This window comes from Clostridium sp. ATCC 25772 (assembly GCF_001573875.1).
In the GTDB taxonomy this organism is placed as follows: domain Bacteria; phylum Bacillota; class Clostridia; order Clostridiales; family Clostridiaceae; genus Clostridium_J; species Clostridium_J senegalense.
Window position 1 is genome coordinate 46,293 of sequence record NZ_LFRG01000013.1, and the last position, 20,880, is coordinate 67,172.

The window sequence follows — 20,880 nt, forward strand, 5'->3', positions numbered from 1 at the left end:
TCTTAATAATATTCTTTTAGAAAGGATTAGTGTGATGAAAAAAAAGTTAATTAAGACATTAACTCCAATCTTAATATTGTCAATTATATTTGCAGTATATTTAATTAAAAAAAATTCAGAAATTAATAAAAAAGAGAATTTTAATAGATTTGTAGAAGGTATTAATTTATCTAGAAGTGAATTATTTAAAAATGCACCTTCTATAAAGGATGAGTATATAAATTGGCATTTAGGTGATGAATATAAATTTACCCCTGAAGAAACTAAAGAATTTGTAGAGTATCAAAAACTTTTTTTTGATAAAAATTTAATTCTAAATCCTAATATAATTTATAATGAAAAAAAGGTAATAACTTATGATGAAGCTAAAGAAGATGTAGATAGTTTATTTAAGTTTTTTAGATATGGTTATGGGGCTTATGGATATTTTGGTGGTGATACTGTATTTAATGAAGCTAAAGAAAATATAATGGATGTTTTAAATGGACAACAATCAATTAAAGCTGATGATTTTTCAAATTTATTATTAAATAATTTGAATTTCATAAAAGATTGCCATTTTGCATTAGCTAATAAAAATCCATTTTTCACTAGACATCAAATATATTATATATATAACAAAGATGAATTTTTTAAAGATGCTAATGGATATTATAAAATTGTAGATAAAAAACATTATTATATAAAAGCGATAAATAAAGATAGCAATATAGATAAATATATGAAGTATACAATTAATAATGATGGAAAATTGGTATATAGCATAGCTATTTTACAAGAAGAAGTTTCATCAACTATTAATACAGATGTTGTTTATTCAAATGATAAAGAAGATTTTAGTGAAAGTATAGTTTTAAATATTTTACCCTTTGATTTTCAAAAAGAGAATATTCCTTTTGAATATTCAATAGAAGACAATGTTCCTATTGCTAAATTAGGAGCTATGTATGCATCTAGTGAAGAAGATGACAGCCAATTTGATTTCCCAGGTACAGGCTTTGAAATGAAAAAATATCCAGTGTCAATATTAGATCTTCGTGGAAATAAAGGTGGATTTGTAACTGCTGGTACTAGTTGGATTCAAAGTTATTCTGATGGGTTTGTAGAGATTAGAGGGGCTTGCACAGGTGTATCTAACAATATGATAAAAGAATTCGAAAAATACAATGGTAACTATATTTCAAATGCATATTCAACAACCCCTACATCATTATCTAGAATACCAAATGATAAATTAGTATTTGTATTAATTGATAAAGCAATTGCTTCTTCAGGAGAGTATTTCATTGAATGTCTTATGAATATGGATAATGTAATATTAGTTGGAACAAATACACTTGGCGCTAATATAACTCGTAATGCATATTATTATAAACTTAAAAACTCATCAATAACAGTTCGATTAGGAAGTGGCTTATACCTTCAACCATGTAGTAATGATTTTGAATTTAATGGATTTCATCCAGATATATTAGTAGATTCTAATGAGGCATTAGAAAAAGTTCAAAAGTTAATAAAGTATTATAATCTTAAATAAGGAATAGAATATTCAAAGTGAATATTTAAATATTATAATTTTAAATTTAATTAATGTGTATAAACATATTTTGGCTTATGTTAATTAGAATTTCTTAATAATATTCTTATTAGAAAGGATTAGTGTGATGAAAAAAAAGTTAATTAAGACATTGACTCCAATCTTAATATTGTCAATTATATTCTCAGTATACTTAATTAAAAAGAATTTAGAAATTAATAAAAAAGAGAATTTTAACAAATTTGTAGAAGGTATTAATTTATCTAGGAATGAATTATTTAAAGATGCACCTTCTATAAAGGATGAGTATTTAAATTGGAATTTAGGTGATGAATATGAATTTACCCCTGAAGAAACTAAAGAATTTGTAGAGTATCAAAAACTTTTTTTTGATAAAAATTTAATTCTAAATCCTAATATAATTTATAATGAAAAAAAGATAATAACTTACGATGAAGCTAAAGAAGATGTAGATAGTTTATTTAAGTTTCTTAGATATGGTTATGGGGCTTATGGATACTTTGGTGGTGATATTGTATTTAATGAAGCTAAAAAAAATATAATGGATGTGTTAAATGGGCAGCAATCAATTAAAGCTGATGATTTTTCAAATTTATTATTAAATAATTTGAATTTTATAAAAGATGGTCATTTTGCATTAGCTAGTAAAAATCCGTTTTTTAATAAACTTAAAGTATATTATATATATGACAAAGATGAATTTTTTAAAGACGGTAATGGATATTATAGACTTGTAGATAAAAGACATTATTATATAAAAGAGATAAATAAAGATAGCAATATAGATAAATATATGAAGTATACAATTAATAATGATGGAAAATTGGTATATAGCATAGCTATTTTACAAGAAGAAGTTTCATCAACTATTAATACAGATGTTGTTTATTTAAATGATAAAGAAAGTTTTAGTGAAAGTCTAGTTTTAAATATTTTACCCTTTGATTTTCAAAAAGAGAATATTCCCTTTGAATATTCAATAAAAGACAATGTTCCTATTGCTAAATTAGGAGCTATGCATGCATCTAGTGAAGAAGATGACAGCCAATTTGATTTTCCAGGTACAGGCTTTAAAATGAAAAATTATCCAATATCAATATTAGATCTTCGTGGAAATAAAGGTGGATTTTTAACTGCTGGTACTACTTGGATTCAAAGTTATTCTGGTGAATACACAACTAACAGAGGGGCTTACGCAACTATATCTAATAATATGATAAGAGAATTTAATAAATATAATGGTTCAAATTATTCTGGAGGTTCAAATTCATTAAAGCCTACATTATTATCTAGAATACCAAATGATAAATTAGTATTTGTGTTAATTGATAAAGCCATTTTCTCAGCAGGAGAACATTTTATTGAATGTCTTATGAACATGGATAATGTAATATTAGTTGGAACAAATACATGTGGTGGTACTTTAAGTGGTGGCACATACTATTATAGGTTAAAAAACTCAATGATAACAACTCAAATAGGAAATTACTTATACATTTCACCATGCGGTGACGATTTTGAATTTAATGGATTTCATCCAGATGTATTAGTGGATTCTAATGAGGCATTAGAAAAGGTTCAAAAGTTAATAAAATATTATAATCTTAATTAATGTGTATAAACATATTTTAGTTTATGTTAATTAGAATTTCTTAATAATATTCTTTTAGAAAGGATTAGTGTGATGAAAAAAAAGTTAATTAAGACATTAACTCCAATTTTAATATTGTCAATTATATTTGCAGTATATTTAATTAAAAAAAATTCAGAAATTAATAAAAAAGAGAATTTTAATAGATTTGTAGAAGGTATTAATTTATCTAGGAATGAATTATTTAAAAATGCACCTTCTATAAAGGACGAGTATATAAAGTGGTTCAAAGATGGAGAAGATATATTTACTCCAGAAGAAACTAAGGAAGCTATAGATTATCAAAAAAGTTTTTATCAAAAAAATCTAATATTACATTCTGCAAGAAGATATAATGAAAAAAAAGTAATAACCTATGATGAAGCTGAAGAAGATGTAAACAGTTTATTTAAACTTTTTAGATATTGTTATGCAGCTTATGGATATTTTGGTGGTGATATTGTATTTAATGAAGCTAAAGAAAATATAATAAATACATTAAATGTACAACCTTCAATTAAAGCTGAAGATTTTTCAAATTTATTATTAAATAATTTAGAATTTATAAAAGATGGTCATTTTGCCTTAGCTGATAAAAATCCTTTTAGATATAAATTTAAATCATATTATATATATGATAAAGATGAATTTTTCAAAAATGAAAATGGATATTATAAAATTGTAGATAAAAGACATTATTATATAAAAGAGATAAATAAAGATAAAAATATAGATAAATATATGAAATATACTATTAATGATAATGGAAAACTAGTATATAGTATAGCTATGTTGTATGAAAATTCTTCTTTAAATATTAACACAGATATCACTTATTCAAATAATAAGGATACTTTAAATGAAAGTATTGTTTTAGATGAAGTAAAATTTTCTACACCAAATAATAATGTTCCTTTTGAGTATTCAGTAGAAGATAATGTTCCTATTGCTAAATTGAGTGCTATGTATACATCAACTGAAGAAGATACAAGTCAATATGATTTTGCAAATTCAGCAATTGATATGCAAAATTATCCAGTATCAATAATAGACCTTCGTGGAAATAGAGGTGGATTTGTAGATGCTGGTACTAATTGGATTCAAAGTTATTCTGGCTACTCTGCAAATCCAAGGGGAGCTTACTCATATTTAAATAGCAGTCTAATAAGAGAATTAAAAAAATCTAATTATCCAGACTCCTTTGTAGCTTCATATTTTATATCATCTTCATTAAATTCTAAGGAACTGCCTAGAATACCAAATGATAAAATAGTATTTGTGCTAATAGATAAAAATACCATTTCCGCAGGGGAATTTTTTATTGAATGTCTTATGAATATGGACAATGTAATATTAGTTGGAACAAATACATCAGGAGCTAATCTATGTTGTGACCCATATTATCATAAACTAAAAAACTCATCGATAACAGTTCAACTAGGAAATTACTTATACCTTTCACCATATGGTAACGAGTTTGAATTTAATGGATTTCATCCAGATATATTAGTAGATTCTAATGAGGCATTAGAAAAGGTTCAAAAGCTAATAAAATATTATAATCTTAAATAAGGGATATAAACAGTTAATGTAATTTATTTATTAATTTTGGTGATATTATATTGTAATATTTTCATTATAAAAGCTTAAATTAATAGTTTATTCATCATGTTATTAATAGATAGTTTGAATTATTTTATCCCTAAGATATAAGCAAAAGTGTAGGTGCTATAGAAAAGTTATTACAGAAATCTGTAAGTGATATTAAAATTAATATACCACAACAAGTGCCAAAGTTAGCAGTAGCTAACAATATATCAAAAAGTGGTAGTGTTAGTTTTAGTAATAGAGTTTATAATGAAGCAGAAACATTAATTAGTAAAGGTATTAGTACTGAGGCTAGCACAGTAGCAAATTCATTAATAATGCTAGTAAAGCTGATTGTAGAGTTTGACTTATACTGGAACTAAAATAGTACTACAATAGACCATCCATTCTGGATAGTAGGAAAAGGCTGGACAGGAGCAGGAGAGATAAAAGAAGGAGATAAAGTTCTTTTATCTTCTGGTAAAACTTTAAAAGTAACAAATAGTTATAAAGAAAAGTTAAATAAGTCAGTAAAGGTATATAACTTTGAAGTTTCTAATTGGCATACTTATTTTGTTTCAGATGCTGGAGTGCTTGTTCATAATACTTGTAGCATGGGAAGTGCTAATGGGGCTGGTAGCGCTATAACAAAATCAGAATATAGTAGTCTTAGAAAGAAGACACCAAATAATGAGATTAGGAAGATGGTAAATCCAAAAGGACCAAAGGTAGATCCTGTTTATGGATATGAGACAAATGTTCTTGAAGCAGACCATATTGTACCTATGAAAGAAATTGTTAATATGCCAGGTTTTTCTCAATTATCAGAAAGCCAAAAAATAGAAATACTAAATTTAAAAAATAATTTCATAGGTTTAGGTAAGTCAACTAATACATCAAAAGGTGCAAAGAGCTGGGCTGACTGGGTAGGACATTCAAAATTAGGAGAAGTTCCAAGTGATGTAAGAAGTAATATGTTGAAACTAGAAAATTCAGCTAGAATTGCATTGCAAAAAGCGATTAAAGAGAGGTTAAAGTAATGATGAACATAAAAAAAAATATTGGTGGTAAGCTATTTAAAGTAACTTCTGAAGAGCACTTAAGTAAACAAGCAGAAGCAATAATTGAGGTAATAGGTAATATTGAATTAAACAAACTAAAGGATAATTTTAAAGTACAAGTAGGATGGAGTATCTTTAAAGTAGTAGAAGATAGCGAGGGATTCAATATAATTGCACCAGATTACAACAGAAATCCATTTACTGAAAGTACTGATGATCTAACCATATCATTGTGGGTACAATTAGAGCAAAGTATTCTTTTAAATAAATTAAATTTAGATGGAGAAATGATTTCATTCCAAGATAAAGTAGTATGTTCCAAAGGAGTGCTAAAACTAGATAAAATTTACTTAGAAAGAAGTAAGGAACATGAGAAATATGATTCGGGGTGGTATATTGGTCCAGTTGATGAAACAATTGCTACTGATGAGTTAGAAGCGTATTATGCATATCAATTATTAAAGATTAGACCATCAATAATTAAAACTCTAGCATTGCCAAGTGGTTATATGGCTATTTTGGAGAAAGATGAGTTAAAGGCTGTTCTAGATGAGAATGATATCGATGTATTAAAAAAGTATAATGCATAATAAAGGGTAAGCTAGTCGTATAAAAAATGATTGGTTAAATAGTACTATAGGTATTAGCTGCATAATCTAAATAATGTAGTGAAAAGATGAAATGAATCAGCTGAAATTTAAGTAGGCTGGTTCATTATTTTTTTAGCAGTTCTACAGATATAAGTGTCTGACAAAGGAGGTCCTTGCCAATCAATACTATTACCTTTAAGCGTAAGTAAAATAATGATAGCATAGATATGTAAGCTGATAAGCTAGGAAATCTTAGACTCAATAATTCCACTTAAAAGTTAATGAAACTGGGAATATAATATGATAGAAAAAAGATATAAAATCACTAAAAAATAAAAAGAATTGAAAAATATAATACATCAATCAGTGTAAATACATAAAAAGCGGTAGTGTTAGTTTTAGTAATAAAATTTATAATGAAGCAGAAACATTAATTAGTAAAGGTATTAGTACTGAGGCTAGTGCAAGTGGCAAGTTTATTAATAATGCTAGCAAAGCTGATTTTGGAGTTTGCTTTATAGCTGGAACTAAAATAGCATTAGAAGATGGAAATAAGCCTATAGAAAAAATAAAGATAGGTGATAAGGTACTTTCTCAAAACATATATACAGGAGAACAAGAATATAAGGAAGTAACAAATCTTTATGTAAAAGAAGTAGATACTCTGATTCATCTAGATATAGATGGTACCCAAATTAGTACTACAATAGACCATCCATTCTGGATAGTAGGAAAGGGCTGGACGGGAGCAGGAGAGCTAAAAGAAGGAGATAAAGTTCTTTTATCCTCCGGTAAAACTTTAAAAGTAACTAATAGTTATAAAGAAAAGTTAAATAAGCTAGTAAAGGTATATAACTTTGAAGTTTCTAATTGGCATACTTATTTTGTTTCAGATGCTGGAGTGCTTGTTCATAATACTTGTAGTATGGGAAGTGCTAAGGGGGTAGGAGAAACTGGACTAGGTACCTCAAGCGATAATCTAGGAAATATGCTTAAGGGCTTAAATGATAATGAAGGAAGACTAAAATATGTTCATAAAGTAAAAAGTAATAAGGTGACTGATTTAGATGAACTAGGTAATCAAGTTAGAGGCCAAGTTGATTCAATGAATAGAATAATTGAAAATGAAGGTATGAGTGGATTAAAAAATAGGATTACTTCATACAATGTGAGGCTAGAAGCTAAGGGAAGGGCCTATGTTAAAACACTAGATTCAGCACCAGATGGATTTGCATGGCTTCATGAACCAGACATGAGAACTGGTGGATTGCCTACAGATGTTACCAGAATAGGTAGTAGGCGTATAAACTCAATATTAGGTGGTCAAGCAAATAGAATTGCAAAAGATATTTTAAATATGAGTGATGAGGTTACTAAGATACATTGGACAATAGAAATTAAGTAAAGAGGTGAAGGGTATGATACCTAAGATAGAAATTGAAGAATTTATTAGAGTCAATGATGCAATAAATGAGCCTGTAACTAAATTTGGAGGGCAGCCAGTATGGTTAACTGAACCTCAATGGCCTATAAGTAGTGGTTGGGACAATCGACCAATGATGTTCGTTGCACAAGTTGCATTAGATAAGAAATTATTCGGAAATATTGAAGAAAAAATGGCTTATATTTTCGTAACACATGCAGAGAATCCAGAAGATGACTTTTTCGACCCAGACATAGTATATCCTGATGAAGGGGAAAATGCAATAATTATACAACCAGGAGGACAGATGTTTTTAGAAACACAAAGACTTAAAAATGGACCAACACTTTTTGATTCATCAGGATTAACTTATGAAGGATATGTAAAATTTAAGTACTTAGAAGACCCTGAGTTTATAGATTCAAATGTATTTAGAAATCTTTCGGAAGATAAAAAAAGTGATTACTGTAAGTCGGTTGAAGGTAATAAAATTGGAGGAGTGCCGTATTTTTTCCAAGGAGATGAATGGCCAGAGGATGGTAAGTGGAAGTTATTAATGCAATTGAATTCTAATTTTCTTCCATTTTACCTAAACTTAGGGGCGTCGCCTACTGCCTTTGCATTTATTTCAGATGATTTAAAAAGAGGAAAATTATTAATACAAGATATGTAAAGTAAGTTTTTAAAAATTTAGAAGTGTAACAATGTTTTTTATAAATGAATGCATAATTTTAGTTTAACTAAATTCAAAAAATAGAATTGCAAACTTAAATGTTTTAACTTTCTGATTGCAATAATTAGGAAGAAAGTTTTAAAGATTAACTTAATGCATAATCTAAATAATGCATTGAAAAAGATGAAATGAATCAGCTGAAATTAAGTAAGCTGGTTCATTATTTTTTCAATAGCTAACATATTCTATAAACACATAATTCAAAAAACTATATTAAAAAGCAATGATAACACATTGAAAAACGGAGTTTTAAAAGACTACGAATAAGAGTTGCATTGAATTTAAAAAGTGATGAATAAAGGTTAAAACATCTGATTTAATAGAAATGGATAGTTTATTAAAATCAGATGTTTTAGCAATATCTCAAGTATAAGCATCTGATAAAGGATTTCCTATGCAATCAATAATAGTACCTTTAGGAGCTAGTAAATCAAGCATAGAAGAGATGTGTAACCTGATAAGCTAGGAAAACCTAGGTCTAATAACTCCACTTAAAAGTTAATGGAATTGGTAACATATAATATGTAGTAGAAAAGCACTAAAAAAATAAAAAGAACTGATAGAATAGAACATAATGATAAGATCGTTGAGTAGAATTACTAGAGATTGGGAGTTAGGGACTAGAAAATTGCAACGGAGGATAGAGGGGAATAAGAACCTAAAGAAAGAATAAGAATTGAAATATATAAATAAAAATCTATTTCAATAAAAAATAAACAAAGATAAAGAAAGTCTAATCAACTAAAAAATAAAGTAATAATCAATAAATAATAAAATCATTCAATGGAATAGATAACTGAAAAATACAATACATCAATCAAGATAAATACATCAAAAACTAGAGTTAGCAGTAGCTAATAATATATCAAAAAGCGGTAGTGTTAGTTTTAGTAATAAAGTTTATAATGAAGCAGAAACATTAATTAGTAAAGGTATTAGTACTGAGGCTAGCGCAAGTAGCAAGTTTATTAATAATGCTAGCAAAGCTGAGTTTGGAGTTTGCTTTATAGCTGGAACTAAAATAGCAGTAGAAGATGGAAATAAGCCTATAGAAAAAATAAAGATAGGTGATAAGGTACTTTCTCAAAACATATATACAGGAGAACAAGAATATAAGGAAGTAACAAATCTTTATGTAAAAGAAGTAGATACTCTGATTCATCTAGATATAGATGGTACCCAAATTAGTACTACAATAGACCATCCATTCTGGATAGTAGGAAAGGGCTGGACGGGAGCAGGAGAGCTAAAAGAAGAAGATAAAGTTCTTTTATCTTCTGGTAAAACTTTAAAAATAACTAATAGTTATAAAGAAAAGTTAAATAAGTCAGTAAAGGTATATAACTTTGAAGTTGCCAATTGGCATACTTATTTTGTTTCAGATACTGAAGTACTTGTTCATAATACTTGTAGCATGGGAAGTGCTAAGGGGGTTACACAAGCTGGAGAAGTAGTGTTACCTAGAGTTAAAGCATATGAACAAGCACGAAATAAAGCTTTTCATATTATAGGAGACTTAGGATATGACTCAAAACCATTGTATGGGAGATTAAAGTCTAGTAAAGGAAATGGAAATATTATTGGAAGGCAATCAGCAGATGGAAAAGTAAGATGGAGGTTGGATTATGACACTAATAAAGGAACACATATAAATATTGAAGATTTTAGAGGTGGTAAAGGAAGTAGTTCAACTAAAATAGCAATACCTTTTGATGGCGATGAAAAGACTTTTGAAACTTTATTAAGACATTTGAATAAATAAAAGGAGTGATTAGAATGACATTATTAGAAGAATGTATTGAGGCATTAGGTAATAATATATGTATATTGAATGGTGATGAGAAGTTAGCTATAGAAGATAAGTTCTACGATATGATACCACTAACTACATGGGGAAGAATTAATTGGGATAAGTTTAGAAATATAAGAGAAGTTAAAAGGTTAACAGATTTAAATCTAATAGAGGGAAATAAAAAGTATTACATCATATGGGGAGATATTGAGATGCCTATAGTAAAAAGTGAGTTGGTAAATATCTTAAATAGGTTAGATGATGTAATAGCTGTAAGTTTTGATACTTGGTTATTATCAGAAGATGAAAGTATGATAATAGAGTTTTATCATGAATCAGATGTAACAATTGGTATGTTATCTGATTTAATATAATATATTTTTAAAGCTTACTGGATTCACAATATGAAATATTTAACTTCATAAAATAGAATTTAAAAAGAGTGTAGATAAATTAATAATTTTAAGATTAGATTTCACTACACAATATTAATAATGTAGTGAGAAGATGAAATGAATCAGCTGAAATTAAGTAGGCTGGTTCATTATTTTTTTAGTAGATAAATAATTGGGATCAATAAAGAAGTTCCTAGGTAATTAACACTAATGCCTTTAGGAATAATTAAAATAAGTATAGAATAGATATATAAGTTGATAACCATGAAATTTGTAATGGATGAGAAGATTATAATAGAATGTGGTAAGGACTAATTGAATTACTAGGTTTAGAAATACATAAATATTTATAAGATAATAGTTATAAAAAAAGTTAAATAAACCAGTAAAGGTATATAACTTTGAAGTTTCTAATTGGCATACTTACTTTGTTTTAGATGCTGGAGTACTTGTTCATAATACTTGTAGCATGGGAAGTACTATGGGCATTAATAAAGTTCTTGATAGCTTTGATGATGTTTCTAATTATGTTGCAAAAAATGGGGAACTTCCAAATAATTTCATTACTAAGACAGAGGCTAGAAGATTAGGCTGGGATCAGAAAAAAGGAAATCTTGCTAATGTTGCTTTGGGTAAGAGTATTGGTGGAGATGTATTTAGAAACAAAGAAGGGCTTTTACCAAATGCAAAAAATAGAAATTGGTATGAAGCTGATATTAACTATACATCAGGTTATCGTGGATAGTGATAGAATTTTATATTCTAATGATGGATTAATTTATAAAACAACTGACCATTATAGGACATTTACTAAAATTAAGTAGGAGTCTCAATTATGAATATAATTATTGATGGTTTAAAAATTAATGATAAGAATCAGTTTCATGAATATATTAAGGATATTATGAAACTTCCGGAATACTATGGAAAAAATTTAGACGCGTTATGGGATTGTTTAACAGGGTGGATAGATCTTCCAATGAAAATTGAATGGAGAAATTATGCAGTGAGTAAAGAAAGACTTGGATGTTACGCAGATAAAATCCTTGAAACTTTTAAAGAAGCAGAGGAAGAATTAGGAGACGATTTTAAGCTGATTTTGTCAGAATTATAATTTAACAATATTATTTAGATGTGATGGATAGATGTACTCTCTCCATTGCTTTTATCACTAAGACATAAGTAAAGATATAGGCATTATAGAGAAAGGTTTACAAAAATGTACAAGTGATATTAAAATTAATATACCACAACAAGTGCCAAAGTTAGCAGTAGCTAACAATATATCAAAAAGTGGTAGCGTTAGTTTTAGTAATAAAGTTTATAATGAAGCAGAAACATTAATTAGTAAAGGTATTAGTACTGAGGCTAGTGTAAGTAGCAAATTCACTAATAATGCTAGCAAAGCTGATTGTAGAGTTTGACTTATAGCTAGAACTAAATTAGTACTACAATAGACCATCCATTCTGGATAGTAGGAAAAGGTTGGACAGGAGCAGGAGATCTAAAAGAAGAAGATAAAGTTCTTTTAGCTTCTGGTAAAACTTCAAAAGTAACTAATAGTTATAAAGAAAAGTTAAATAAGCCAGTAAAGGTATATAACTTTGAAGTTTCTAATTGGCATACTTACTTTGTTTCAGATGCTGGAGTACTTGTTCATAATACTTGTAGTATGGGAAGTGCTAAGGGGGTAGCAGACCTTAGAAAAGTGTCAGGAATTGCAAGTGGTGGTGAAAATCTATCAAATCCACTTAAGTCAATGAGAGGTTCAAATGGTAACATAGGGCTAGTGCCAAAAGAAGTTGCTAATAACTTAATGGGGAGAGAATTCAGTAATTTTGATGAATTTAGAAAAACCTTTTGGGAAGAATATTCTAATTCAAGTTATGCAAGCGAATTTAGCAAGTCAAATATTAAGAGAATGAGTCAAGGATTAGCACCAAAAGCTTCTGCATCACAACAATATGGAAAGATTTCAAGTTATATTCTTCATCATAAAAATCCAATTTATAATGGTGGAGGAGTATATGATTTAGACAATATAATAATATCTTCTCCAAGAATGCATCAAGAAATATTAGATAAGGGATTCCATTTTAATAAATAAGGGAGTGAAAAATATATGTTAGAAAAATTAGCAAGAGAAGAACTGATAAATTTAGTGAGTAAAATAGTAAAATGTGAAGGAGCGGAAGAAGAGATTGATAAAATGATAGAAGTTGTAAAAAGAAATGTTCCACATCCAGAAGTAAGTGATTTAATATATTGGAATGAAGAAGAACTTACTCCTGAAGAAATAGTAGATGTAGCACTAGCATATAAACCAATACAACTTTAGGAAGTTAAATTTAAGGACACATTACTGCATAAATAGTGATTATGTAGATGCATAATTAAGAAAACATGAAAAGAGTTATAAATTTAATGATATTAATAAAATGGCTTAATGCATAATCTAAATAAAGCAGTGAGTAAGGGCAAAGGTGGAAGATTGGTAGATAAACTTTGAAAGACATTTTAACTTAATGAGATTAAAAAATATTAAAAAAAGTTTTATCATCTTACCCACATTTTCATATAAATTAAAAGAAAATATAGTTTTAACTGAAATATCGATACTTCAATAGTGTCGATATTTTCTTTTAATAGAAAGTGATAAGAATTAAAAGATTTTCTACTATTCAAACCAATACATTTAATGGATAAAAGGGTTTCTAGACAATTAATACCACCACCTTTAAGAGTCAGCAAAACAGGGATAGAAGAGACGTATAGACTCATAATCAAGAAGTTTATAAAGAATGTGTAAGATATGATAGAATATATGAAGAACTAATTGAATTACTAGGTTTATGAGTGATTTTTAAAGATGCATGAATACTTAAAAAGTTAACAAGTAAGTTTTCAACTAAGATTACAAATCTTTATGTAAAAGAAGATAAAGTTCTTTTATATTCTGGTAAAACTTCAAAAGTAACTAATAGTTATAAAGAAAAGTTGAATAAGCCAGTAAAGGTATATAACTTTGAAGTTTCTAATTGGCATACTTATTTTGTTTCAGATGCTGGAGTACTTGTTCATAATACTTGTAGTATGGGAAGTGCTAAGGGGGTTACACAAGCTGAAAGATTAATCCCAGGAACTCCAGGTGTAGTTACAGGTAAAAGTTCAACTAAGCTAGGCAAAAATATAATGGAATCAATGGGGTTAAAAAGGTCAACTAAGTGGCCAGGACATCAAGCACAGCATATAATTCCAGCAGAGATGGCTGGTAATCCTATAATTCAGAAAATAGGAATGAACTTAGATGATGCAACAAATGGTATATTACTAAGAACACCAGATGCTGAATTGAGTGCGATGTCAAGACATAGAGGATATCACTCAGTATATAGTGATGTAGTAACAAATCAATTGAATAAGATGAATGTCAATCAGAGTGTTGATGCACTTCAAAGGCAGGTTTTTGACTTGCAGAGTGATTTAAGAAAACTACAAGAAAGCGGGTTGCCATTGTATCCAAGTCAAGGAGCAACTGTAGACTTGTGGGAAAGAAGTTTAAGTAGAATTAGAAAGTAATAGTTAAGGAGAATTTCAAATGGATAATTCTAAAAAGGAATATGTATGTAAATTGCTCTATAGTGAAAATAAAAAAGATACTATAGATGAGATTAAAGGTATAATAGATTCTGAGTTATTGCATATAATAGCAGGAAATTATAACTGGGATAATGGTTTTGAGATTCCATATAATATAATAAATAATAAGAATTGTGATTTAGGGACTGCTTTAATGATTTTTTATGACGCTGATGGATATAGAGTTTTAGAAAATAGGGAGGAACTAAAAAATCCTAATTTAAAAGAATGGGCTAACTTTATTTCAGAAATAGAGGAAAAAATTTTAAATAATCAATTTAAAGTAAATCACATTAAGTTTATACCGCCATTAACAAAGGTTCAAATTTTTAAATTGAAAAAGAATAATCCTAATATAACTAAGGTATTTATAGAAGAATCAGATGGTGATGTAGTAGAGATATCTAATATTTAATAGCGAATGCATAATAAAGAATAGATTAACTGCATAAAAAAGGTTAATAGCTTTACAGGGTGAAAGTAATAACTGTATAAAAAGTTGCATTGCATAATTGTAATAATGTAGTGAAAAAATGAAATGAACCAGCTGAAATTTAAGTAGGCTGGTTCATTATTTTTTTAGCAGTTCTACAGATATAAGTATCTGACAAAGGATGTCCTTGCCAATCAATACTATTACCTTTAAGCGTAAGTAAAACAATGATAGCATAGATATGTAAGCTGATAAGCTATGAAATCTTAGTTTCATTAGTTTCACTTAAAAGCTAATGAAACTGAGGATATAATATGATAGAAAAAAGATATAAAATCACTAAAAAATAAAAAGAATTGAAAAATATAATACATCAATCAGTGTAAATACATCAAAAGTGGTAGTGTTAGTTTTAGTAATAAAATTTATAATGAAGCAGAAACATTAATTAGTAAAGGTATTAGTACTGAGGCTACTACAAGTAGCAAGTTTATTAATAATGCTAGTAAAGCTGAGTTTGGAGTTTGCTTTATAGCTGGAACTAAAATAGCATTAGAAGATGGAAATAAGCCTATAGAAAAAATAAAATGAATCAGCTGAAATTAAGTAAGCTGGTTCATTATTTTTTTAGCAATAATATTATCCTAGCTAATCAATACTAATATCTTTAGGTATAAGTAATACAAAGAGAAAAATATGTGTAGCATCAATAAGTAAGGAATTTGTTGTAATGGATGAGTAAAGTATTTACTATATAACTCGAAGGAGTTAGCAAAATAAATTAAAATGAAAAAATAAATTAAATAAATTTAACATATTAATTCTTTAAATAATTAAAAAATTAATAATAAAAAATTGAATATTATACAATTTTTACAATTTACATATAAATAATATAGATTTAATGACGATAAATAAATTAAGTAGTGTAGTTAAGCTTAATTATAATAAAGTTTTTTGTTAACGATTACACAATTGTTAAACTATAAAAGAGGAGATGGATTTAATGAAAAAAAAGTCACTACTAATTGGAATTATGACTGTTTTTATGACTTTGGGAATTAGTAATACAAATATAGTTCAGGCAAGAACTAATGCTACTTCTATTTATGTTAGGGGAGAGCAAGCACCACAATCAGATATTATGTCTATCGATTGGTCAGCAGTAAAAAATCCGCCTTACACATATTGGGCTGTCCATAACTGGAATCCTGGTGGGGAAGCTGGTGGTTATGCTGGTTTTCAACAACGTGCGGATAAACGTACAGCACATTTTGCAATTTGGGATCCTATTGCTGTTAGACAAGCTATAAAAGCAGAGTATCTTTCATCTAGTTCTTCTGCATCACGTTTTGGTGGTGAAGGAGAAGGATTGAAGGTTGAAACCGATTATAATTGGCAAACTAATAGTTGGTACAAAATGACTATGCGTAGTTGGCAAGAAGATGGTCATACAAAATTTGGTCAATGGATAAGAGATGAATATACTAAAGAGTGGAAGCAAATAGCAGTGTTAGATTATCCAGTAGCCAATGTGAAATTTAATAATCCTTATGGAATGTTTCAAGAAGATTGGGCTGGAAATGGACAAGATGAAAGAGAAGCAAGATTAAAAAATTCATATAGCAGAAAAGATAGTGATAAATCTTGGTCTTCATTAAATAAACAACGAATAACTGCTCAATATCCACAATTAAATTGGAATGGTGGAGGAAATTCAGAGTATGTTTGGGTTAGTGCAGGTGGTAATACAAGACCATCTATTAATAGTGGACAAGTATTTACATTAAATCAACCAAATAAACCGGATGTTGGAGTTTTAAACTTTGATATTGTAAATAATAAATATGAAAATGGGAAATTAAATATTTCATGGAAACTAAATGCTCAGAGTACACCTCAATTTAAAGGAAAAGTAGAAGTTTATAATAATTCTGCTATGACAGGTACACCAATAAAAACTGTTGATAACATAAAATCATATAAAAATGAAATAAATGAAGTTGTTTCATTAAATAGTGCAAATGGTCTTTATGCAAAAATAACAATAACAGATTTATTTGATAATACAGTTGTAAAAACAATTAAACTTAATAGCAACGATAAGCCAGGAGAAGATAAGGACACTGAAGCACCTACAGCTCCTAAAAATGTTAAAGCTATTAATATAACTGATACATCAGCACAAATACAGTTTGAGCCTTCAACTGATAATGTAGGGGTATCTAAATATTGGGTTTGGGATAATATAAATAAAAAATATATAGGTTCTTCATCTACAACAACAGTAGATTTAAAAGAATTAATACCTAATACTGAATATTCTTTAATTGTTAGAGCATTCGATGAAGCGGGAAATTATTCATTACCATCTTATGTATTGTTTAAGACAAAAGCAGAAAGTGAAGTAACAAAGGATACATGGAATTCTCATATAAACTATCCAACTCCAGGAACAAAAGTAGTTTTTCAGGGAAACACTTATGAAAATAATTGGTGGATAAATGCTGGAATGAGGCCAGATCCAAAAGATAGACAAGGAAAATCTACAGGATGGAAATTAATATCTGGTCCGGCTTTAAATGATAATGCATGGTATTCAGATGTAGTTTATGTTGAAGGTGATGAAGTAGTTTATAATGGAAAAACTTATGTTGCAAATTATTGGACTAAAGGTGATAATCCTGAAAATTCAAGTGGCGTAGGAAAACCATGGAGATTAAAATAATAAATATTTTGGTAAAGAAAAGGGGATGTTGTAAAACTAACTGAAGGTTAGGGGAGCGATAGCTCCTTTTTTTACATGTAATTTGCTTACCATATTTTGAATTCAGTAATATTAATTAAAGAGATGTATATTAAGTATAAATATAAAATAAAGGATTATGATATAATAAATTGGCAATAAAAAAGTTTATTAGGGGTAAAAATTATGTATAAAACAATTGGAATATTAGCGCATGTTGATGCAGGAAAGACAACTTTTTGTGAGCAATTATTATATAATACAAAAGTAATTAAAGAAAGAGGAAGAGTTGATCATAAAAATTCTTTTTTAGATAATAATAACATTGAGAAAAAAAGAGGAATAACAGTATTCTCAAATGAAGCTACATTTTATTATAATGATTCTACTTATTATTTAGTAGACACTCCAGGGCATGTAGATTTTTCTACAGAAATGGAAAGGGCAGTTCAAGTTATGGATTATGCTGTGGTAATAGTAAGTGCAGTAGAAGGTGTTCAAGGTCATACAGAAACGGTATGTGAACTACTTAAACAGTATAAAGTTCCCACTTTCTTTTTTATTAATAAAGAAGATAGAGATGGTGCAAATGTTTTAAAAGTAATAAATAAAATTAGGGAAGTTTGTGGTGGAGAAGTTATTTACCTTAATAATTCATTAAAAGAACCGTTGGACTGTGAACTTATTGAAGAGATAGGAGCAAAGGATGAGAATTTATTAGAATTATACTTAGAAGATAATTATGAAAAAAATTTATGGGTTAATTTTATAAAAGATGAAACAAAAAAATGTAATATTCATCCCTGTATGTCTGGTTCAGCACTTTATAATAAGGGGATTAAAGAATTTATGGAAAACATAGATATTCTAACATATAGTGAGTTTTTAGTGGACAAAGATTTTGTTGGTAGAGTATACAAAGTTAGGCATGATGATGATGGAACCAAAATAACCTATATAAAAGCATTACAAGGAAGTTTAAAAATAAAAGATGAACTTAAATATATAAATGCAGATAATGATAAAATTTATGAAAAGGTAAATCAAATAAGAATTTACAACGGTGAAAAATTTAAAACCGTAGATAAGGCTGTAGCTGGTGAAATCTTTGCAGTTGTAGGTCCAAAAGGGTTACTGCCTGGTGATGGAGTAGGGGAAGTTTTAAAGAAAACAAACTTTAAAATGATTCCTACTTTAACTTCTAAAGTAATATATGATAAAAGTTTGGATGAAAGAGAAGTTTTAAAATATTTTAGGATTTTAGAATGTGAAGACCCCAATTTAATGATAGTATATAATGAAAAGTTAAAAGAAATACAAACTCATATTATGGGATATATACAACTAGAAATATTAAAAGAAGTTTTAAAGGAACGATTTAATATAGAAGTTGAGTTTGGTGATTGTGAGATTTTATATAAGGAAACCGTAGAATCAACAGCCATAGGATATGGTCACTTTGAACCTTTAGGTCATTATGCAGAAATACATTTAAAGATAGAAAAAGGTGAAAGGGGTAGTGGAATAGAATTTAAAAATACTTGTCATGCAGATGATTTAACTATAGGAAATCAGAATTTAGTAAAGACACATATATATGAAAAAAAACATAAAGGAATATTAACAGGATCAGAAATAACAGATTTAAAAGTTACTTTATTAACAGGACGAGCACACAACAAACATACTTCTGGTGGAGATTTTAGAGAAGCTACACTTAGAGCGTTAAGGTATGCATTAGAAGATGCTCATTGTATATTGTTAGAACCATATTATAGATTTAAAATAGAAATAAGTTTAGAGCATACTGGAAGAGTTATATCAGATGTTCAAAAGTTAAATGGTAATTTTCAATTAAAAAGTACTTCTATAGAAAGTAACATAATAACAGGAAGAATACCAGTAGCTACTTTTATGAACTATCCAAAAGAATTTATTTCCTATACAAAGGGAAGAGGTAGAATAAGTCTTGCATTTGATGGATATGATGTTTGCCATAATAGTGAAGAAGTAATTAAAAAAATTAATTATAATAAAAATAGTGATGGTGAATATACATCATCATCTATATTTTGTTCAAAAGGCCAAGGCTTTACAGTGAGAGGTGAAGAGATTAAACAATATATCCACTGCTCAATTAATTAATTGAGCAGTGGATATATTTTGTTTATAAATTGATGTTTTAAATTATTTAAGAAATTTAAAATGGTGATTTAAAACTATTATTTAGTTAATTGATTTGATAAATTCTAATACAAGTATATTATCTGTTTAAGTTTGAATACACAAACCATTTTTATATAAATTAAAATATATTTTAAAGTAATTATAGAAACAATATACATATGAAAAAGATATGAATAAATATGGAGAAGTTCACTTTTTTGTTACAGGTTATAGAACAAATTTCAACAAAAAATATGAAAACAAAGGAATAAGATAAAAGTAGAGAAGAATTTTACATAATATATAAAGGATAAGGTGAACATCATGGAAATTAATTTAATTTTAGCAGACAATAACAATGGCAATATTATAAGAAATTTATATCCACTATATTTATATGATTTATCAGAAATTTATGGAAATGTTCCAAATGAGTATGGAGTTTATGAAGAAGAACCTGTAAAAACTTTGGAAGAGCAATATCATATTCAAGATTTATGGTTTAAAGAACCAGAATTATTATTTCCATTTATAATTTATGCAGATGGTAAACCAGCAGGATTTGTTTTAGTAGGTAGAGGAAAGTATATACCTAAAGAATTAGACTATTATGTTTATGAGTTTTTTGTGTTAAGACCATATCGTAATAAAAAAGTAGGAGAAAAAGCAGCAAAACAAGTTTTTGATAGGTTTCATGGTAAATGGGGACTTTTTACAAATCCTACAGAATCAAATAGAAAAGGACAAGCATTTTGGCGAAAAACACTTAATAACTATACATTAGGAAATTTTCAAGAGAGTTTTGAAAATACTCTAAAAAGTGATAAGTTAGTATTTAGATTTGAAAATTATTAAAAAATAATAATTTAGAATTCAAAATTTTATAATATATACTTAAAGTTTTAAAAAAAATTCCATGTTTATTTCATATTACAAATGAAATAAATTTAACAAATTATTACAAAATTTATATAATAATAATATAATTAAAAATTTAATTAATATAGGGAAACAAGCTCCAATTTAAATTTATTCATCAAATTTTTGTTATCAGTTGAGAAAAATAAGTGCAAATATATTTAGTTAAGAATTATTCACTCTTAACTTTTAACTAAAATAATCTGTTA

The 20,880-nt window shown here is 27.7% G+C and carries 20 protein-coding genes; all 20 read left to right on the plus strand.

From position 1 onward, the window contains the following. The first annotated feature begins 34 nt into the window (after positions 1 to 34). The 20 genes from AZI32_RS07515 to AZI32_RS07605 all read left to right on the plus strand — a co-directional run bounded on the left by AZI32_RS07515 (position 35) and on the right by AZI32_RS07605 (position 20,608). Positions 35 to 1,537: a S41 family peptidase gene (locus tag AZI32_RS07515; RefSeq protein ID WP_061995261.1), complete on the plus strand. Its 1,503-nt coding sequence runs from the start codon at positions 35 to 37 to the stop codon at positions 1,535 to 1,537. A gap of 127 nt (positions 1,538 to 1,664) precedes the next feature. Continuing rightward, positions 1,665 to 3,170 (plus strand): S41 family peptidase, encoded by a 1,506-nt coding sequence (locus AZI32_RS07520; RefSeq protein ID WP_061995262.1) that lies wholly within the window; start codon positions 1,665 to 1,667, stop codon positions 3,168 to 3,170. A 72-nt stretch (positions 3,171 to 3,242) separates the two neighbouring features. Then, a complete protein-coding gene (locus tag AZI32_RS07525) occupies positions 3,243 to 4,760 on the plus strand; it encodes a S41 family peptidase (protein WP_061995263.1) in 1,518 nt (505 codons plus the stop codon). A gap of 215 nt (positions 4,761 to 4,975) precedes the next feature. Continuing rightward, positions 4,976 to 5,158 (plus strand): hypothetical protein, encoded by a 183-nt coding sequence (locus AZI32_RS07530; protein WP_061995264.1) that lies wholly within the window; start codon positions 4,976 to 4,978, stop codon positions 5,156 to 5,158. A 12-nt stretch (positions 5,159 to 5,170) separates the two neighbouring features. After that, positions 5,171 to 5,815, plus strand: a complete 645-nt coding sequence (locus AZI32_RS18815; protein WP_206406628.1) for a polymorphic toxin-type HINT domain-containing protein — start codon at positions 5,171 to 5,173, stop codon at positions 5,813 to 5,815. Continuing rightward, entirely contained in the window at positions 5,815 to 6,426 is a 612-nt protein-coding gene (locus AZI32_RS07540; protein WP_061995266.1) for a hypothetical protein, read from the plus strand. The genes AZI32_RS18815 and AZI32_RS07540 overlap by 1 nt, the downstream gene beginning before the upstream one ends. 532 nt (positions 6,427 to 6,958) lie before the next feature. Beyond that, positions 6,959 to 7,831 (plus strand): polymorphic toxin-type HINT domain-containing protein, encoded by an 873-nt coding sequence (locus AZI32_RS18920; protein WP_275934977.1) that lies wholly within the window; start codon positions 6,959 to 6,961, stop codon positions 7,829 to 7,831. A gap of 13 nt (positions 7,832 to 7,844) precedes the next feature. Next, a complete protein-coding gene (locus AZI32_RS07550) occupies positions 7,845 to 8,522 on the plus strand; it encodes a DUF1963 domain-containing protein (RefSeq protein ID WP_061995268.1) in 678 nt (225 codons plus the stop codon). A gap of 1,474 nt (positions 8,523 to 9,996) precedes the next feature. Then, a complete protein-coding gene (locus tag AZI32_RS18925) occupies positions 9,997 to 10,344 on the plus strand; it encodes a hypothetical protein (RefSeq protein WP_061995269.1) in 348 nt (115 codons plus the stop codon). A gap of 14 nt (positions 10,345 to 10,358) precedes the next feature. After that, positions 10,359 to 10,748, plus strand: a complete 390-nt coding sequence (locus AZI32_RS07560) for a hypothetical protein (protein ID WP_061995270.1) — start codon at positions 10,359 to 10,361, stop codon at positions 10,746 to 10,748. 502 nt (positions 10,749 to 11,250) lie between these two features. After that, a complete protein-coding gene (locus AZI32_RS07565; RefSeq protein WP_242865278.1) occupies positions 11,251 to 11,514 on the plus strand; it encodes a ribonuclease domain-containing protein in 264 nt (87 codons plus the stop codon). Between the two features lie 90 nt (positions 11,515 to 11,604). Further along, positions 11,605 to 11,883 carry a barstar family protein gene (locus AZI32_RS07570; protein WP_061995271.1) on the plus strand — a complete coding sequence of 93 codons (279 nt, stop codon included), beginning with the start codon at positions 11,605 to 11,607 and terminating at the stop codon, positions 11,881 to 11,883. 142 nt (positions 11,884 to 12,025) lie between these two features. Continuing rightward, complete coding sequence (locus tag AZI32_RS18365; RefSeq protein WP_157450863.1) at positions 12,026 to 12,193, plus strand: hypothetical protein; 168 nt, start codon at positions 12,026 to 12,028, stop codon at positions 12,191 to 12,193. A gap of 248 nt (positions 12,194 to 12,441) precedes the next feature. After that, the gene (locus AZI32_RS18825; protein ID WP_242865279.1) at positions 12,442 to 12,876 is read left to right on the plus strand and encodes a hypothetical protein; all 435 of its coding nucleotides are present in this window, start codon (positions 12,442 to 12,444) and stop codon (positions 12,874 to 12,876) included. Between the two features lie 15 nt (positions 12,877 to 12,891). Continuing rightward, positions 12,892 to 13,107, plus strand: coding sequence for a bacteriocin immunity protein (locus AZI32_RS07580; RefSeq protein WP_061995272.1), 216 nt, complete (start codon positions 12,892 to 12,894; stop codon positions 13,105 to 13,107). A gap of 575 nt (positions 13,108 to 13,682) precedes the next feature. Beyond that, positions 13,683 to 14,348: an AHH domain-containing protein gene (locus AZI32_RS17935; RefSeq protein ID WP_082761176.1), complete on the plus strand. Its 666-nt coding sequence runs from the start codon at positions 13,683 to 13,685 to the stop codon at positions 14,346 to 14,348. A 19-nt stretch (positions 14,349 to 14,367) separates the two neighbouring features. Beyond that, positions 14,368 to 14,823, plus strand: a complete 456-nt coding sequence (locus AZI32_RS07590; protein WP_061995273.1) for a DUF4274 domain-containing protein — start codon at positions 14,368 to 14,370, stop codon at positions 14,821 to 14,823. Between the two features lie 1,024 nt (positions 14,824 to 15,847). Beyond that, positions 15,848 to 17,569, plus strand: coding sequence for a DUF3472 domain-containing protein (locus tag AZI32_RS07595; RefSeq protein ID WP_162266736.1), 1,722 nt, complete (start codon positions 15,848 to 15,850; stop codon positions 17,567 to 17,569). A gap of 204 nt (positions 17,570 to 17,773) precedes the next feature. Further along, on the plus strand, positions 17,774 to 19,732 hold the full coding sequence (locus tag AZI32_RS07600) for a TetM/TetW/TetO/TetS family tetracycline resistance ribosomal protection protein (protein WP_061995274.1): 1,959 nt from the start codon (positions 17,774 to 17,776) through the stop codon (positions 19,730 to 19,732). 345 nt (positions 19,733 to 20,077) lie between these two features. Next, a complete protein-coding gene (locus AZI32_RS07605) occupies positions 20,078 to 20,608 on the plus strand; it encodes a GNAT family N-acetyltransferase (protein ID WP_061995275.1) in 531 nt (176 codons plus the stop codon). The last annotated feature ends 272 nt before the right edge of the window (positions 20,609 to 20,880 follow it).

What these genes read in the sequence shown, in the direction of transcription:
- AZI32_RS07515 (WP_061995261.1), top strand. Translation starts at nt 35, where the DNA reads ATGAAAAAAAAGTTAATTAAGACATTAACTCCAATCTTAATATTGTCA.
- AZI32_RS07600 (WP_061995274.1), top strand. Translation starts at nt 17,774, where the DNA reads ATGTATAAAACAATTGGAATATTAGCGCATGTTGATGCAGGAAAGACA.
- AZI32_RS07595 (WP_162266736.1), top strand. Translation starts at nt 15,848, where the DNA reads ATGAAAAAAAAGTCACTACTAATTGGAATTATGACTGTTTTTATGACT.
- AZI32_RS07525 (WP_061995263.1), top strand. Translation starts at nt 3,243, where the DNA reads ATGAAAAAAAAGTTAATTAAGACATTAACTCCAATTTTAATATTGTCA.
- AZI32_RS07565 (WP_242865278.1), top strand. Translation starts at nt 11,251, where the DNA reads ATGGGCATTAATAAAGTTCTTGATAGCTTTGATGATGTTTCTAATTAT.
- AZI32_RS07550 (WP_061995268.1), top strand. Translation starts at nt 7,845, where the DNA reads ATGATACCTAAGATAGAAATTGAAGAATTTATTAGAGTCAATGATGCA.
- AZI32_RS07605 (WP_061995275.1), top strand. Translation starts at nt 20,078, where the DNA reads ATGGAAATTAATTTAATTTTAGCAGACAATAACAATGGCAATATTATA.
- AZI32_RS07570 (WP_061995271.1), top strand. Translation starts at nt 11,605, where the DNA reads ATGAATATAATTATTGATGGTTTAAAAATTAATGATAAGAATCAGTTT.
- AZI32_RS18825 (WP_242865279.1), top strand. Translation starts at nt 12,442, where the DNA reads ATGGGAAGTGCTAAGGGGGTAGCAGACCTTAGAAAAGTGTCAGGAATT.
- AZI32_RS07590 (WP_061995273.1), top strand. Translation starts at nt 14,368, where the DNA reads ATGGATAATTCTAAAAAGGAATATGTATGTAAATTGCTCTATAGTGAA.
- AZI32_RS18925 (WP_061995269.1), top strand. Translation starts at nt 9,997, where the DNA reads ATGGGAAGTGCTAAGGGGGTTACACAAGCTGGAGAAGTAGTGTTACCT.
- AZI32_RS07540 (WP_061995266.1), top strand. Translation starts at nt 5,815, where the DNA reads ATGATGAACATAAAAAAAAATATTGGTGGTAAGCTATTTAAAGTAACT.
- AZI32_RS07560 (WP_061995270.1), top strand. Translation starts at nt 10,359, where the DNA reads ATGACATTATTAGAAGAATGTATTGAGGCATTAGGTAATAATATATGT.
- AZI32_RS07580 (WP_061995272.1), top strand. Translation starts at nt 12,892, where the DNA reads ATGTTAGAAAAATTAGCAAGAGAAGAACTGATAAATTTAGTGAGTAAA.
- AZI32_RS07520 (WP_061995262.1), top strand. Translation starts at nt 1,665, where the DNA reads ATGAAAAAAAAGTTAATTAAGACATTGACTCCAATCTTAATATTGTCA.